General features: G+C 46.4%; 12 protein-coding genes. 2 read left to right on the forward strand and 10 right to left on the reverse strand.

Features of this window, described 5'->3' with window-relative positions:
- Positions 1-5: 5 nt before the first annotated feature.
- The 3 genes from P2W84_RS13315 to P2W84_RS13325 are packed head-to-tail and all read right to left on the reverse strand — an operon-like array spanning position 6 to position 4,344.
- Entirely contained in the window at positions 6-2,381 is a 2,376-nt protein-coding gene (locus P2W84_RS13315) for an ABC transporter permease (RefSeq protein ID WP_276090631.1), read from the reverse strand.
- An 8-nt stretch (positions 2,382-2,389) separates the two neighbouring features.
- Positions 2,390-3,088 carry an ABC transporter ATP-binding protein gene (locus tag P2W84_RS13320; RefSeq protein ID WP_276090632.1) on the reverse strand — a complete coding sequence of 233 codons (699 nt, stop codon included), beginning with the start codon at positions 3,086-3,088 and terminating at the stop codon, positions 2,390-2,392.
- A gap of 11 nt (positions 3,089-3,099) precedes the next feature.
- Positions 3,100-4,344 carry an efflux RND transporter periplasmic adaptor subunit gene (locus tag P2W84_RS13325; RefSeq protein ID WP_276090633.1) on the reverse strand — a complete coding sequence of 415 codons (1,245 nt, stop codon included), beginning with the start codon at positions 4,342-4,344 and terminating at the stop codon, positions 3,100-3,102.
- 181 nt (positions 4,345-4,525) lie between these two features.
- On the opposite strand from P2W84_RS13325, the gene P2W84_RS13330 reads away from it, so the two are divergent.
- Both P2W84_RS13330 and P2W84_RS13335 read left to right on the forward strand, forming a co-directional pair.
- On the forward strand, positions 4,526-5,893 hold the full coding sequence (locus P2W84_RS13330; RefSeq protein WP_276090634.1) for a sigma-54 dependent transcriptional regulator: 1,368 nt from the start codon (positions 4,526-4,528) through the stop codon (positions 5,891-5,893).
- The gene (locus tag P2W84_RS13335) at positions 5,893-7,260 is read left to right on the forward strand and encodes an ATP-binding protein (protein WP_276090635.1); all 1,368 of its coding nucleotides are present in this window, start codon (positions 5,893-5,895) and stop codon (positions 7,258-7,260) included. The genes P2W84_RS13330 and P2W84_RS13335 overlap by 1 nt, the downstream gene beginning before the upstream one ends.
- 8 nt (positions 7,261-7,268) lie before the next feature.
- On the opposite strand, the gene P2W84_RS13340 is transcribed toward P2W84_RS13335, so the two are convergent.
- The 7 genes from P2W84_RS13340 to cobA all read right to left on the reverse strand — a co-directional run bounded on the left by P2W84_RS13340 (position 7,269) and on the right by cobA (position 15,308).
- Complete coding sequence (locus P2W84_RS13340; protein WP_276090636.1) at positions 7,269-8,543, reverse strand: glucose-1-phosphate adenylyltransferase; 1,275 nt, start codon at positions 8,541-8,543, stop codon at positions 7,269-7,271.
- A gap of 12 nt (positions 8,544-8,555) precedes the next feature.
- The gene (locus P2W84_RS13345) at positions 8,556-9,962 is read right to left on the reverse strand and encodes a glycogen synthase (RefSeq protein ID WP_276090637.1); all 1,407 of its coding nucleotides are present in this window, start codon (positions 9,960-9,962) and stop codon (positions 8,556-8,558) included.
- A gap of 122 nt (positions 9,963-10,084) precedes the next feature.
- Positions 10,085-11,332 carry a GTP-binding protein gene (locus P2W84_RS13350; protein WP_276090638.1) on the reverse strand — a complete coding sequence of 416 codons (1,248 nt, stop codon included), beginning with the start codon at positions 11,330-11,332 and terminating at the stop codon, positions 10,085-10,087.
- A complete protein-coding gene (gene cysD, locus P2W84_RS13355) occupies positions 11,332-12,237 on the reverse strand; it encodes a sulfate adenylyltransferase subunit CysD (protein ID WP_276090639.1) in 906 nt (301 codons plus the stop codon). Before cysD ends, P2W84_RS13350 begins: the two co-directional genes overlap by 1 nt.
- Before the next feature lie 15 nt (positions 12,238-12,252).
- Positions 12,253-12,957, reverse strand: coding sequence for a phosphoadenylyl-sulfate reductase (locus P2W84_RS13360; RefSeq protein ID WP_276090640.1), 705 nt, complete (start codon positions 12,955-12,957; stop codon positions 12,253-12,255).
- A gap of 1 nt (position 12,958) precedes the next feature.
- On the reverse strand, positions 12,959-14,506 hold the full coding sequence (locus P2W84_RS13365; RefSeq protein ID WP_276090641.1) for a TSUP family transporter: 1,548 nt from the start codon (positions 14,504-14,506) through the stop codon (positions 12,959-12,961).
- Between the two features lie 4 nt (positions 14,507-14,510).
- Positions 14,511-15,308 carry a uroporphyrinogen-III C-methyltransferase gene (gene cobA, locus P2W84_RS13370; RefSeq protein ID WP_276090642.1) on the reverse strand — a complete coding sequence of 266 codons (798 nt, stop codon included), beginning with the start codon at positions 15,306-15,308 and terminating at the stop codon, positions 14,511-14,513.
- Between the last annotated feature and the right edge of the window lie 4 nt (positions 15,309-15,312).

A 15,312-nucleotide genomic window follows, 5' to 3' on the forward strand; every position in this document is an offset into this window, starting at 1 on the left:
TCAGGTTATTCATACTTAAGGGCATCTGCAGGATTGGCTACCGCGCTTTTATAGGCCTGGTAAGCCAGGGTCAAAAAAGCGATGAGCAGGGTTCCTGATGCTGCTGCTGCAATGATCCACCAGGAGATCCCGGTCCGGAATTCGAAACTGCCCAGCCAATTATCCATCAGGTAACAGGCCAGGGGTATAGTTATAACGATGGCTATGAGGACCATCTTCAGAAACGATGCCGATAAAAGACCGACCAGGTTCGCTACGGAAGCCCCCAGTACCTTGCGTACCCCAAATTCCCGGGTCCGCTGTTCAGCGCTGAAGGCAACCAGGCCGTAAAGCCCCATGCAGGATATGAAAATGGCCAATCCGCCGAAGATGTTGGACAGTACACCCAGTTTTTGTTCCTTCTTCATCAGGTCTTTATAGGCATTGTCTGCAAAACTCAGTTCTGCAGGATAGGCAGGGTTCATTTCCCTGGCAATATTGGATATGGCCTCTGTATTTTCACGAATACTACGTGCCGGATTAAGCCGGAAAGTGATGTTTGTTCCTGCACCACCATTAAAATAGACAATCATCGGTGTATTGGATTTATAGGGCGAATCCCATATATAATCCTGAAAAACACCGATGATGGTGGCCTGCCTGCCACCCAGCCTGAGTACTGCGCCCAGTGGATCCTTCAACCCCATTGTCTTTACCGCCGAGGCACTGACCATTACAGCCGCAGTATCTGAAGCCTGCCGGCGTGAAAATTCCCTTCCTGCAATGAGCTTCAGACCGTTGGTTTTGACGAAATCATAGGTAGTACCGACCTGGTTGAACAGAACACTGCGCTCCCTCGGACCTGAACCCGGCCATTCCAGACCGTTAAAATTTGAACTGTGGTGGATAAGGCTTACCGTAGTCTGACACATTTCCGATATTGCACCAGCTTCAAGCAACTTGTTCCTGAAAAGTTCAAATTTTTCAGTTAATACTCCTTCCATGGGCATTTCTGCCAGTATTTTGATGTCTGCACCTGCCGGTCTGTTTTTAATAAACTGCAATTGCCTGTAAATAACCAGTGTGGAAATGATGAGCAATACGGCAAAGCAGAATTGTCCGGTAATTAGCACCTGTTTCAGGCCCACCGAAAACAAACGCCGGCGGCGACCTTTTTTCCTGAGCGCGCCGATAGGATCAAATGACGAAAGATAGAAAGCGGGGTAACTGCCGGCAACCAGTCCGGTGAAAAGCATAACGCCGGATATACCCAGCCAGACCCAGACATTGAAATAAGTAATGTCCATTTTAAGACCGAGCAGGCTATTCAGCACCGGCAGGAAAGCTTCTACCAGGGCTATCGCGGCCACCGTACTGACAAAAGCAAGGATGACGGACTCGAACAGGAACTGCAGCATCAGTGAAGTTCTTGTTGCCCCTATCGTCTTGCGAATCCCTACTTCCCTTGCCCGTTTTTCAGATCTGGCCGTAGCCATATTCATAAAATTGATGCACGCGATCAGCAGTACACCGGTAGCGAGTCCGAGGAAGAGCCAGATCTGTTCAACAGCACCACCGGTATTCTTGCCATTCTCAAACTTTCCGAACAAATGCATGCGGCTGAGCGGATATAAGAAGAAGGGCTGCTCACCGGAAATTTTACGGTCATTTTTAACCAGGGTAGCAAGCTTTTTATTAAGGGCTTTTACGTTTGTTCCTTTATTGAGTGTGACCAGGGTAACGAAACTATAATTATCCCAGCCAGGTGTTTTCAGGTCAGGAGAAACCACCTCGAACATCGACCAGGGCATGAGGTAATCAAATTTCTGAGAACTGTTGTCTGGCAGGTCCTGTATAACACCGGTAACGGTAAGGTCCTGCTTATCCTGATAACGCAGCGTTTTACCCAGCACATCTGTTCTGGCAAACAAAGCATTTGCCGTACTTTCGGTAAGGACGATCGATTGCGGTTGTTGCAGGGCACGGGCCGGATCGCCATAAATGAACTTATAATCAAATATCTTCAGTATGTCCGGATCCGCAAAGCGGGCAAGCTTCTTGAAGCTATTCTCTTCATGCGCAATGAGATCCATACCGGGATAATTGGTTCGGCTCAGGAACCTGACTTCAGGCAGTTGTTCTTTCATCAATGGGCCCAGGGCAGGAACAGTGCCATCCATGGTCATCATGATCTTTCCACTGTCATCACGGATGTGCGTCAGAGTTATATACGTATCTGCCGAGTTTTCAGTGTGTTTGTCGAAGTTCCACTCGTAAAGGACGTATACCAGCAGCAGCAGGCAGGCAGCCAGACCTATGGCCAGCCCGGTAATGTTGATCAGTGATGATACTTTGTTTTTCCAGAGGCTTCGCAGGGCGATCTTAAGGTTCAGTTTAAACATCTTCTTTCTTAAATAAGTGTTTCGGTACGGCCTTTATTGATCTTTTCTGAAATGACGTGCCCGTCTTTCAGGTTAATGATGCGGTTGGAGAAACTGGCATCATGCGAGGAGTGTGTCACCATAACAATGGTTGTACCGGCCTCATTCAGCTCACAGAGCAACTCCATGACCTCATTACCATGCGAGCTGTCGAGGTTGCCGGTGGGCTCGTCGGCAAGGATCAGCTTCGGCCGGGTAACCAGTGCCCGGGCTACAGCTACACGCTGTTGCTGACCGCCGCTGAGCTGTTGTGGAAAGTGCCCGCTTCTGTTTACGATATTCATTCTTTCGATGATCTCATTGACCAGCTTTTTACGCTCGCCCGAAGAAACCTTATTATAGATCAGCGGGAGCTCAATGTTTTCGAATACGGTCAGTTCATCGATGAGATTGAAGTTCTGAAAAACAAAGCCCATATTCCGTTTTCTGAAATTAGAGCGTTCCCGGTCGTTGAGCGTCAGCAGTTCCGTACCTGCAAAGCGGTAGCTTCCGCTTTCGGGTTTGTCCAACAGACCCATGACGTTGAGCAGCGTAGACTTTCCGCAGCCCGAAGGCCCCATAATGGATACAAATTCGCTTTCGGCAACGCAAAGGTTGATCCCGTTGAGCGCGGTAGTTTCAATTTCCTCTGTCTTGTAGACCTTTTCAAGGTTTTCTATGGTTATCATGGGTAGTGCTTTTATTTGGTTATGGTGATAATATCGTATTGATTGAACTGATCATAAGACGAAGTGATGACCTCCTCTCCTTTTTGCAGGCCTTCCAGGACTTCATAATAAAGATAGTTCTTACGGCCGATCCTGATGTTTCTTTTCTCTGCTTTTCCGTCGCGGACAACAAAAGCCCATGAACCTCCTGTACTCTGGAAGAACTGGCCCTGAGGAAGCAGCAGCGATTTGCTATTGTCTGAAAGCGTCAGCTTGACCTGCAGCGACAGTCCCCTGCGCAGGTTCTGGGGTGACTGTCCTTCAAAAACCATCTCTACCTGGAACTGCCCGCCCGTAATTTCCGGGATCACCTTAGCAACCCGAAGGGTATAGTTCTTGTTATCAAATTCACAGGTTGCCCGCTGACCTTCCTTAACCCGGTTCACATAATATTCGTCTACCCCGGCCTGGAGCTTGTACCCCTGCATTACATCGATCTTGCCCAGCATTTCGTTCGTTCCGTAAGATTTACCGATTACCGGATCGTAGGAAGATAATTTTCCGGAAACGGGAGCTTTAATGGTCATGTTCTCGATGTTCTGACGGATGGTTTCCAGGCTTTCGTTCATACGCCCGATGGAGAAATCAATCTGTTTAAGCTGCATTGTCCTGCTCTGATTTTCTTGTCTTACGGCCTGTTGCAGTATTTTACGCCGACCCTGGTAATATTCATAGTCCTGACTGGATATATTGAATTCCTGAAGGGTGATCACTTTCTTACTGAAAAGTACACTGTCTATCCTGTATTTGCGGGTAGCCGTTCTCAGGCTGTTCTCCACTTCCATCATATCCTGGCTGATGATCCTTTGGTTTTGCTCCAGGTCGAGTCTGAGTTTTCTTAACTGGTTGATCTGTTCAGTAATACCGGTCTCACTGGCAGTGTAACCCGACAGGGCATTGGGATTCGCAATACGCAATAAAGGTGTTCCTTTTTCTATTGTTGCTCCGTTTTCTGTAAATATCTCAGCCACAGTGCCTCCTTCAGGCGAACTGACAATCACCGAGGTTAGAGGCACAACACTGGCATTCAGCAGCACTACGTCTTCAAAATCACCATAAGTGACTTTACTGATCGTCAGTTTCTCCACATCTGCCCGGTATACCTTATCCAGTGAAAGCCGGTAACCATAAGCCACAAGACCGATAAAAAACACCGCTCCTGCCGTCATAATAATGCGTTTTCTGCTGAACCTCTTTTTCTTTATTTTCTTATCCATTTTTTCTTATTCGCGTTTGCAAAATGCAGTATGCCAAAGTTATACCAAGCCAACATTTTAAAATTATATTATTGACTATCAGTAATTTAATCGAAAAATAGTTTTAAAACTGTTCATAAACGGACAGTACTTGTACACCTTCGGACAGTTTTGTGTTAATTTTGAGCAAGCTTAAAAACATATGATTGATGCAACCTTACTGATCATCGATGATGATGATGATATTCTGCTAAGTGCCAGGCTTTTTTTGAAACAACATTTTAGCCAGGTCATCACCTGCAAATCACCCAGGGAACTGAATGTCCTGCTAAGCCGCAATGAAGTAGACGTGATACTGCTTGACATGAACTATCAAAAAGGGGCAAGCGATGGCAGGGAGGGGCTTTACTGGCTGGACCATATACTTTCTATTGACAAAGATTACGTAGTCATTTTAATGACGGCATATGGCAATGTGGAACTGGCCGTACAAGCTATCAAAAAAGGGGCTACCGATTTTATCCTGAAGCCCTGGGAAAACGAAAAGCTGTTTGCGACGCTGTCCTCTGCCTCCAAACTAAGGCAAAGCAACAAAAAGGTCAGAAAGCTTGAAAAGCTGCATTCATCACTGCAAACAGATGTGAACAGGGCTTTCAGCAATATTGTGGGAAGTTCCGAATCGTTAAGACAGTTACAGCATACACTGACGAAAGTAGCGCCTACCGATGCCAATGTACTCATTTTGGGGGAAAACGGTACCGGAAAGCAGGTATTTGCCTATGAACTGCATCGGCTCTCGCCACGCCGCAACCAGGTATTTATGCATGTGGACCTTGGCGCCTTGCCGGAACAATTGTTCGAAAGTGAGTTGTTTGGTTATGCGAAGGGCGCATTTACCGATGCAAAAGAAGATAGGCCCGGCAGGTTTGAAATGGCAGAAGGAGGAACCATATTCCTGGATGAGATCGGCAATCTCTCCCTGCCCTTACAGGCAAAGCTGCTTACTGTGCTACAGAACCGCACCATTACGCGACTAGGTGAAGGCAGGGAACGTAAGATCAATGTCAGGTTGATTACAGCGACCAATATGCCCCTGAATGACATGGTAACCAAAGGTACTTTCCGCCAGGATCTGCTTTTCAGAATCAATACCGTTGAATTGGAATTGCCGCGTCTGGCAAAAAGGGGCGATGATATCCTGCTGCTCGCAAACCACTTTCTGCAGGCTTTCAGCAATAAGTACCATAAGGGTATGCTTAAATTGAGCGATAAGGCTGAAGCACTGCTGCTGAACTATAGCTGGCCGGGTAATGTCAGGGAATTACAGCATGTTACGGAACGGGCGGTGATTATGGCTGATGGGCCAGAAATCTGCCCAGCCGACCTTCAGCTAAGCCCGCAGAAATTTGGAACGCCAGCGATCCAGGCGGACATTCCACTGGAGGAAATGGAAAAACTCATGGTCCAAAAAGCCATAGACAAGCATAAGGGCAATATTTCAAGGGCAGCAAACGACCTGGGGCTTACCAGGGCGGCATTATACAGACGTATCGAAAAATTTGATCTCTGATGTTTTACCAGCGCTTCACCTTTAGGCTTATCCTACGTCTGCTCGTCATCAATATCCTGATCATTTTGCTAATCTATCTCATTCGGAATACAAAACTTTGGTTTACCATTACGGGGATTTCGATTATCCTGACAGGAGCTATTTTCAACCTTTATCACTATATTGATCAGATCAGGGAAGATATCCAACGTTTTATTTTAGCAGTTAAGACTCGTGATGCCACGCTGAACTTTAAAAATAAAGCTACCAGGGGAAGCTTTCCGGAACTCTATGACTCTTTCAGTGAGGTTATCCAGGCACAAAAGGACATACAGCTGGAAAGGGATTCTATGTTCCAGCTCATCAGGGCCATCCTGGAACAGGTGCCTGTTGGTGTGATTGTAGTCAGAAAGGAACAAACCGTCTCATCGGAGATATCGATGAAAGAAATTGTCTTTTTTAACCAGGCCGCATCGGTTTTATTGGGTGTCCCTGCTTATAAATACTGGCATCGGTTATCGCAGCACCTTCCCGCATTTGCAGAAGAGATCAATGCCATTTCGGCAGGCGGAAAGCGTTTTATAGAATTAAAGATACAGGAGAAGCTTATCCAGCTATCGGCAGAAGTAATCCCCCTTAACCTTTATCAGCGCGACTATACCATCATTTCCTTCCAGAATATTAAAGACGAGATCGAACAAAAGGAATCTGAGGCCTGGAACCGGCTGATCGGTGTAATATCTCATGAAATACTTAACTCCATTACTCCCATCAGTTCACTTTCGGATACCGTAAGCTCCTTGATCGAAGGACGCGAACAACTAGACAGGGAGACGCTGGAAGACCTGAGACCAGCCATTCAGACGATCAGAAGAAGATCGGAAGGATTACTGGATTTCGTAAAAGATTACCGGCTCATTGCCGAACTGCCTACTCCCGTATTGCAGTACCATACCATTGGTGAAGTACTGCATCATATCCGTGTGTTGATGCAGCCATTTGCGAGTGGGCGTAACATTGTATTAGCTATAGCAAACACTTCTGCTAAGGTAAGTCTTAAAATTGACCTGAAATTGGTGGAACAGGCATTAATCAATCTGGTCACGAACAGCATTCATGCCGTTGAAGAGGTGGAAAGACCGTTAATTAACATTGCCTACCGGTTAGAGCAGAACAGGCTGTACATCGATGTGTGCGACAATGGGAAAGGGGTAAGCCCGGAATTGATGGAAAAAATATTTATACCCTTCTTTACTACCCGTAAGAACGGATCCGGTATAGGCCTGACAATCACCAGAAACATTATGAAAATACACCAGGGAAACTTAGAAGTCAGCTCGATCCCATATGAAAAGACTACGTTTTCCCTGGTGTTCAGGTACGAATAGTGGCCAGGCTATTCAATTACAGTACCATTCGGAACTATTGCGCCCTTTTTCACAACTACAATTCCGTCTTTAACCGTATAAAGCGGAAAATCACCATCCGCAAGCTGCGGCCCACCAATGATCCTGACATCATCACCGATCCTGCTGTTTTTATCGACTATTGCATTTACGATCTTGCAACGGTCACCTATTCCGATCATTGGCTTACCATTGGCTTTATCTTCGGCTATTTCTTCCAGTGTCTGGTACTTGTCGCTACCCATGACGTAACAACCTTCTATGTGCGTGCCCACGCCAATCCGGGCACGGATACCAATCACTGCATGTTTGATGCTTTGCGCCTGCAGGATACAGCCTTCTGCGATGACCGTCCTGTCAAGGGTGGTGCCGAGTATTTTAGATGGAGGCAACATGCGGGCTCTGGTAAAAATACTATGGTTCTGATCAAACAGATTAAACTGGGGAATATCGTCCGTTAAACCTAGGTTAGCCTCAAAAAACGACGCAATATTTCCAATATCGGTCCAGTAACCTTCATATTGAAAACTGAGTACGTCATGTTCTTTCAGCATTCTTGGAATAATTTCCTTACCGAAGTCCTTTTCTTCCTCATTCTCTGAGAATATCTTTACCAGCAGGTCTCTGTTGAAAATATAGATACCCATAGAGGCGAGGTAGTCACGACCCTCAGCCTGCATTTCAGGTCCTGTGTCAGAAGTCCAGTCAGGTAACAGTTCGCTCTTTGGCTTTTCAATAAAAGAGGTAATGATGTTTTGCTCATTTGCCTTTAGAATGCCAAATGAGGGCGCATCTTTGGCATTAACCGGAATCGTTGCCAGGGTGATTTTTACACCAGCATCAATATGTGCGTTCACCATTTCGTTAAAATCCATCTGATATAACTGATCACCGGAAAGAATCAGTACATACTCAAAGTCATGGTTTAACAGGTGGTGCATAGTCTGTCTTACCGCATCCGCCGTTCCCTGGAACCAGGTTGGGTTTTCCGGAGTCTGTTCTGCAGCAAGAATGTCAACAAATGCAGTACTGAAGGTACTGAAATGATAAGTGTTCTTAATATGCTTGTTCAGAGAAGCCGAGTTGAACTGTGTAAGTACGAACATGCGGTGTATTCCAGAATTTAAACAATTGGAGATTGGGATATCTACCAATCTGTACTTGCCTGCTATCGGCACTGCAGGCTTTGAGCGAGTTTGTGTAAGTGGAGCTAACCTGGAGCCCTGACCCCCGCCAAGGATTACACCCAATACTTTTTCAGTCATTTCAGTTCATATTTATATTTGATATAGATTAATGTACTCTTGGGCAGCTTTATCCCAGGAGTGATCCAGTTGCATTATAAATTTCCGGATTTCCCCGACTTTGTTTTGATCGCCATATAACTCCATTGCGCGTCCCATTGCCCTTGACACATCCCACACATTACTTTGGTCGTGACATATGCCAAACCCACCGTCACCGATATCGGTTACCGTATCCTTCAGGCCACCGATCCTCCTTACGACAGGTATGGTCCCATACCTCAGGGCATACATCTGGTTGAGGCCGCAAGGCTCTACCCTGCTGGGCATCAGCAGAAAATCCGCACCAGAATAAATCTGGTGCGACAACTGTTCATTATAGCCTATAAAAACATTGTAACTTCCTTCAAACATCTGCTTTAAGTGATTCAGTCTTCCTTCTACCTGCGGATCACCCGATCCCAATACCAGTATACCGATCTCTTTTCCATACTGCGAAAGCATATTGTAGAAGATATCGGGCAGCAAATCGGCACCTTTCTCGCCGACCAGTCTTCCGATGAAAGTAAACAGTGGTTTGGAAACATCCAGGTTGAAAACACTACAAAGTTCTGCTTTGTTTTCTGCCTTACCTGTTTCAGCTGTTTTCAGATCATAAGCCTTGTATAACATAGGATCAGTGGCTGGGTTCCATACCTCATTGTCAATTCCGTTAAGGATCCCCGCAGATTTTGCCCATTCCTGGGAAAGCAGGCTTTCCAGTCCGTTGGCACTGTGCTTGATTTCCTCCAGATAACTGGGTGATACGGTCGTTATTTTCCAGGAGCACTTGATGGCGGCTGCCAGTGGGTTGATTGCACCCCTCCATTCCAACAGTCCGGCTTTCCAGAGATCGAAAGAAGGAATAAGATGCAGCCTGTCCCAGCCAAACTGTCCCTGATATTGTCCGTTATGGATGGTCAGTACAGTGGGCACACTGGCAAGGCTCCTGAACTGGCCACAATAAGCGGTCATAAAAGCAACAAGCCCGGTATGATGGTCATGGCAATGAATCACATCCGGCTTGTGTTCCCACTGCGCCATCCAGTCGAGCGCAGCGATCTGGAAAGCGAGGAAACGTTCGGTGTCGTCCCCGTAACCGTAAACCCCTTCCCGGTCCGTGAGCCCTTCAATATGTACCAGATACAAGTCAAATCCAAGCTTATTTGTCTTCTCCCGGAGTATACGCACGGGAAAGTTCCGGAAGCCCAGCTTTACAAGGCCATCATAAACGACCTCAAATTCGTGTTCAAGCAGGAATTTCGTGTGATAGGCCGGCATTACCACTTTTGCGGTGTGTCCCAGCTTGTTCTGGTATTTTGGCAGTGCTCCTACAACATCTCCCAGCCCCCCTACCTTGGCCACGGGATAACATTCAGCACTGAGATGAATAATCTCCATAATCGAGTTCTTAAAAACTATCTTAAATTAGGAATAAGAACAAGCAATCCAAATACCGGAGAAATAAAAAATAAAAAGGGATTGAATTTAGTTCAATCCCTTTTTATTTAATTACCTACCGGTTATTCTACGGAAGCTCTGAACATCAGTGCGGCTACAGTAAGATTGGTCCTGCTGTCGATCAGGATAGCGGCCCCATTTGCCTTATTTTCCGCATAGATATCAAATGCCAGCGGCTCTGCGGTCTTAACAACTACCCGACCGATATCATTGAGCTTAAATTCGTAAGCCTCCTGTTCCTCCAGTGTATTGATATCCACTTTATGAATGATCTCTCTTATCTTACACTTAGTCAGTTTACTGTTGTGCTGTAACAAATAAGTAATGCTGTCGTCCAGCGGCCGGGTATCCATCCAGCAGATATCCGCCTCGATGAGTTGCGCTTGCTGAGGCAGATGATCTGAATTTACAAGCACGTCGCCCCTGCTGATATCAATATCGTCCTTCAGGTGCAATGTTACTGACTGACCTGTGTGGGCCTGGTCCGGCTCCTGATCAAATATCTCTATCCGTTCGATTACAGAACTGTTACCGGAAGGTAACACGGTAACGCGGTCGTTGACATGAAATGTGCCGCTCAATATTCTACCTGCATATCCCCGATAATCATGTAAAGCTTCTGTTTGCGGTCTGATCACCCACTGTACAGGCATACGGGCCAGACCATAGTCTTCATCTGCCACATCTACGCTCTCCAGAAAATGCAGCAGACTGCTCCCCTTATACCAAGGCATATTTTCGGATTCGTTTACCACATTATCGCCTTTCAGCGCACTAACAGGAATAAAAGTTACTTCCTTTAATTTCAGCTGTGTTGCAAGTTCCTTATACTTTGCAGTAATTGCTTCAAATACAGTTTCACTGTAACTGACCATATCCATCTTATTTAAGCATACTACCACATGCTGTATGCCCAGTAAAGATACCAGGTAAGAATGCCGGATGGTCTGTTCGACAACTCCGTTACGGGAGTCGATCAGGATAATGGCTAGTTTGGCGGTAGATGCCCCGGTAACCATATTCCGGGTGTACTGTATATGTCCGGGTGTATCTGCGATGATAAACTTGCGCTTGTCGGTCTGGAAATATTTATAGGCAACATCGATCGTAATACCTTGCTCACGCTCAGCCCTCAGCCCATCGGTAAGGATTGCGAGATCGATGGTACCGTCATCATTCTTACGGTTACTGGCCTGGAGCGCCTCCAGCTGATCAGCCAGGATAGAATCGGTATCGTATAGTAATCTTCCGATCAGTGTACTCTTGCCGTCGTCTACACTTCCGGCAGTAAAAAACTTCAGTATGTTCATTAGAAATATCCTCCCTTTTTTCGGTCTTCCATAGCGGCTTCAGAAACCTTATCGTCCATTCGGGCACCGCGTTCGCTGATTTTGGATGCACTGATCTCTGCAATGATATCATCCAGCTGATCAGCTCCTGATTCCACAGCAGCGGTACAGCTCATATCTCCCACGGTACGGAACCTTACTCTCTTACGTTCTACAACATCCTCATCGTCCATATTCAGGAACGGAGAGGCTGCCATCAGCTGCCCGTTTCGGGTAATGACATCCCGTTCATGTGCAAAATAGATCGAAGGCAGTTCGATTTGCTCGCGTTTGATATAGTTCCATACATCCAGTTCCGTCCAGTTACTGATCGGGAATACCCTTACGTTTTCGCCCTTGTGGATTTTACCGTTATAAATATTCCAGAGCTCGGGGCGCTGACGCTTAGGGTCCCATTGTCCAAACTCATCACGTACAGAAAAGATGCGCTCCTTGGCCCGCGCTTTTTCTTCATCTCTGCGGGCGCCACCGATACAGGCGTCAAAACCATGTAATGCAATCGTATCCAGCAACGTTACAGTCTGCAACGCATTTCTGCTTGCATTCTTTCCGGTTTGTTCTACTACCTTACCCTGATCAATGGAATCCTGCACATAGCCAATGATCAGTTTTTCACCGATACGCTCAATCATACGGTCACGGTAGTCTATGGTTTCCTTAAAATTATGGCCGGTATCGATATGTACCAGTGGAAAAGGGAACTTTCCAGGCCTGAATGCTTTCTCGGCCAGTCTCACCAATGTAATCGAATCTTTGCCTCCTGAAAAAAGCAGGGCAGGCTTTTCAAATTGACCGGCGACCTCACGCATGATGTGGATCGCTTCAGCCTCAAGTTCGTCTAAATAATCTAAATTATATTTGCTCATGTCGTGATATTCAATTTATGAAGCAGCATGCAGCCCGCATTCCTTTTTCGACTGGTCTTCCCACCACCAGCGCCCCGCCCTGAAATCTTCCCCTTCTCTGACAGCACGCGTACAAGGTGCACAGCCGATACTTGGAAATCCTTTATCATGCAGGGGATTATAAACAATGTTGTATTCTTTGATATAGGCCTTCACCTCGTCAAGCGACCAGAAAAAGATCGGGTGGAATTTGATCATCTGGTTTCCCTCATCCCATTCCAGGTTGCTCATGTCATGCCTGTTGACCGACTGCTCGGAACGGATACCGGTAATCCAGATTTTATGCCCGCTCAATGCCCGTTTCAGCGGCTCTATCTTTCGGATATAGCAGCATTCCTTCCTGTTTTCCACAGAGTCATAGAAACTGCTGGGCCCCTTGCTGCTTACCATCTGCTGAACCGCTTCCGCTTGAGGAAAATAGGCCTTGATGGGCTTTTGATACACATCCAGTGTACGGTTCCAGACATAATAAGTCTCAGGAAATAACCTGCCAGTCTCCAATGTAAATACCTCTATGGGTAGATTATTAGAGAAGATCATATGGGTAATGGCCTGGTCTTCCCAGCCAAAGCTGGTAGAAAATACAACCTGACTTGGATAGGCTTCCGCAAAATACCTCAGTCCCTCTACCGGTCCAAGCCCTTTTATCTTTTCTGCGATCGCCGCTAATTGCTCCTTCATATTACAACAGATTAAGAATAAATTTAATAATGCTCCGAAGACTCACCAAGATGACCAGGATGCCCACGGAAACCATAATTGTTTTGGCCGAGATCCTGTTGGATACTTTAGCCGCTATTGGCGATGCGAGCGCACTGCCGATTACAAGCCCGGATACCGCTTCCCAATGGGCTCCGTTCAGCATGGTGATAAAGGTCAGTGAACTCATCAGCGCCACAAAAAAACGAGTGATCTTCACTGTTCCAAGGGAAAAGCGTGCATTGCGTCCGCCAGCGATCAGGCTGGACAGCACAATCGAGCCCCATCCTCCACCACCTACGGCATCGATGAAACCACCAAACAGCCCCAGAAGGGAGATTTTCTTTATCTTCTTACGCCTGACTGCCTGCTTTCTACCCTGGCGTGCTTTCGACAAAATAACAAATCCCAGGATAAGTGTATACAGCGAAACAAAAGGTTTCGTATAATGGCTGTAATGCTCCAGAGATGACAACAGGTAAGCGCCCGTTACTGCGCCTATGATACCCGGAATAAGCAATAACCGGAACAGCTTCCAGTTCACATTACCAAAACGATAATGCATCCAGCCGGCAATCCCATTACTCATAATCTCCGACAAATGTACCCCCATACTTGCAGACGCTGGTGGCACGCCCATGGCTAGTGAAAAAGATGTGGACGTTACTCCATAAGACATTCCGATTGCCCCATCGATCATCGAAAAAACAAAGCCTCCCAATAGAAACCAATAGAATATCGGATTGAGTTCCTGTACAAAAGCCTGAAACTGAGGTTCCTTATGCCAGAACGCGGCCACAACTATGGCACCTGAAAAAACGATGGCCAGCCATATCAGCCACTTTAGTCCTTTCTTTCTGCCTTCAGCAACAGACTTATCTGTTTCGGCAGCAGCCATGCGCTCCACAAAATCACCACTATGCTCGGCTTCGATAACCATTGCCTTTACAGGACCTGCACTTACAAGTGAGGAAGTTACCTCGTTCAGCCTTCTCACTTTTTCCGTAAAATCTCCCGATAGTGTACTTCTCAAAGACTGCATATGATCAAGCGTATCATTAAGCTCGTCCGGTAAATTATCAGCTAAAACCTCTTTAAGACGCTTGGCAATTGTCGGCGATTTGCCATTGGTAGAAATCGCAATTTTCAGATCACCTTTTCTCACTACGGAACCCAGATAAAAATCGCAAAGTTCCGGTTTGTCGGCAAAATTAGCCAATATACCCCTTTTATTGGCAATCGCACGAAGTTCAATATTAAGTTCGTGATTGTTGGTAGCTGCTATTATCAAGTCGGCGCTATTTGCATCATCAGGTTCAAAAGCCTTTTCTAATACCGTTACTTTTTCATAATCCGCAGCCAGTGCCCGTAATTCAGGCAAGACCTCTCTGGCAACTACAGTTACAGTGGCTTCCGGACTGTTCTCGAGAACAGCAGACAACTTTTCCAATCCGACTGAACCGGCCCCAACAAGAAGGGTATGCTTTATGTTTAGTTTTATGAAGACAGGAAATAATGGGTTGCCCTCCATAAACCTACAATTCTTCCTTAAGTGCTTCGTAAAATTCCCTGATTGGCTGATAGGCCGGGTGCAGCGACACCACATGCCCGAATACCAGTAGTGCAGGAGCAGAAATACCCTTCTCTTCTACAAGTTCTACAATCGTATCTACGATGCCAACCGCCAGTTTCTCATTTTTAGTAGAACCACTTTGTATAGCAGCTACAGGTAATTGTCCTTTACCCTCATTCCTGAATAATTTTACGATTTCCCTGAGTTTACCCAATCCCATCAATACCACTACAGTGGCCTTCGACCGTGCGGCTTCATACAAATCGTTGGAAATCTGCCCCGAAACTGTAGTGCCGGTCACTACCCAGAAGCTCTCACTTAACCCCCTGTGGGTCAACGGAATCTGCTGAAGTCCGGGCACAGAAATAGCACTAGACAGCCCGGGAATTACTTCGGCCGGTATGCTGTATCCAGCGGCAAAATCAAGCTCTTCATATCCCCTTCCAAATACAAAAGGATCGCCACCCTTAAGTCTCACTACATGGCCATAGTTCAACGCATAGTCAATCATCAGCTTATTAATAGCGTCCTGTCCATAAGAATGCTCTCCCGAACGCTTGCCTACGTACACCTTGATCACTTCCGGGTTTGCATAGTTCAGAATACCCTCATCAACCAGTGCATCATAAAGGATCACATCTGCATCCTTCAGAGCCTTTGCCCCTTTCACGGTGATCAGCTCCGGGTCACCCGGGCCTGCACCCACAAGCGTTATCCTGGGCTCTCTTCTGCTTGTTTTATTACCAGTGGTCATATCCATATAC

It is taken from the genome of Pedobacter sp. JY14-1 (assembly GCF_029269825.1).
GTDB lineage: Bacteria > Bacteroidota > Bacteroidia > Sphingobacteriales > Sphingobacteriaceae > Pedobacter.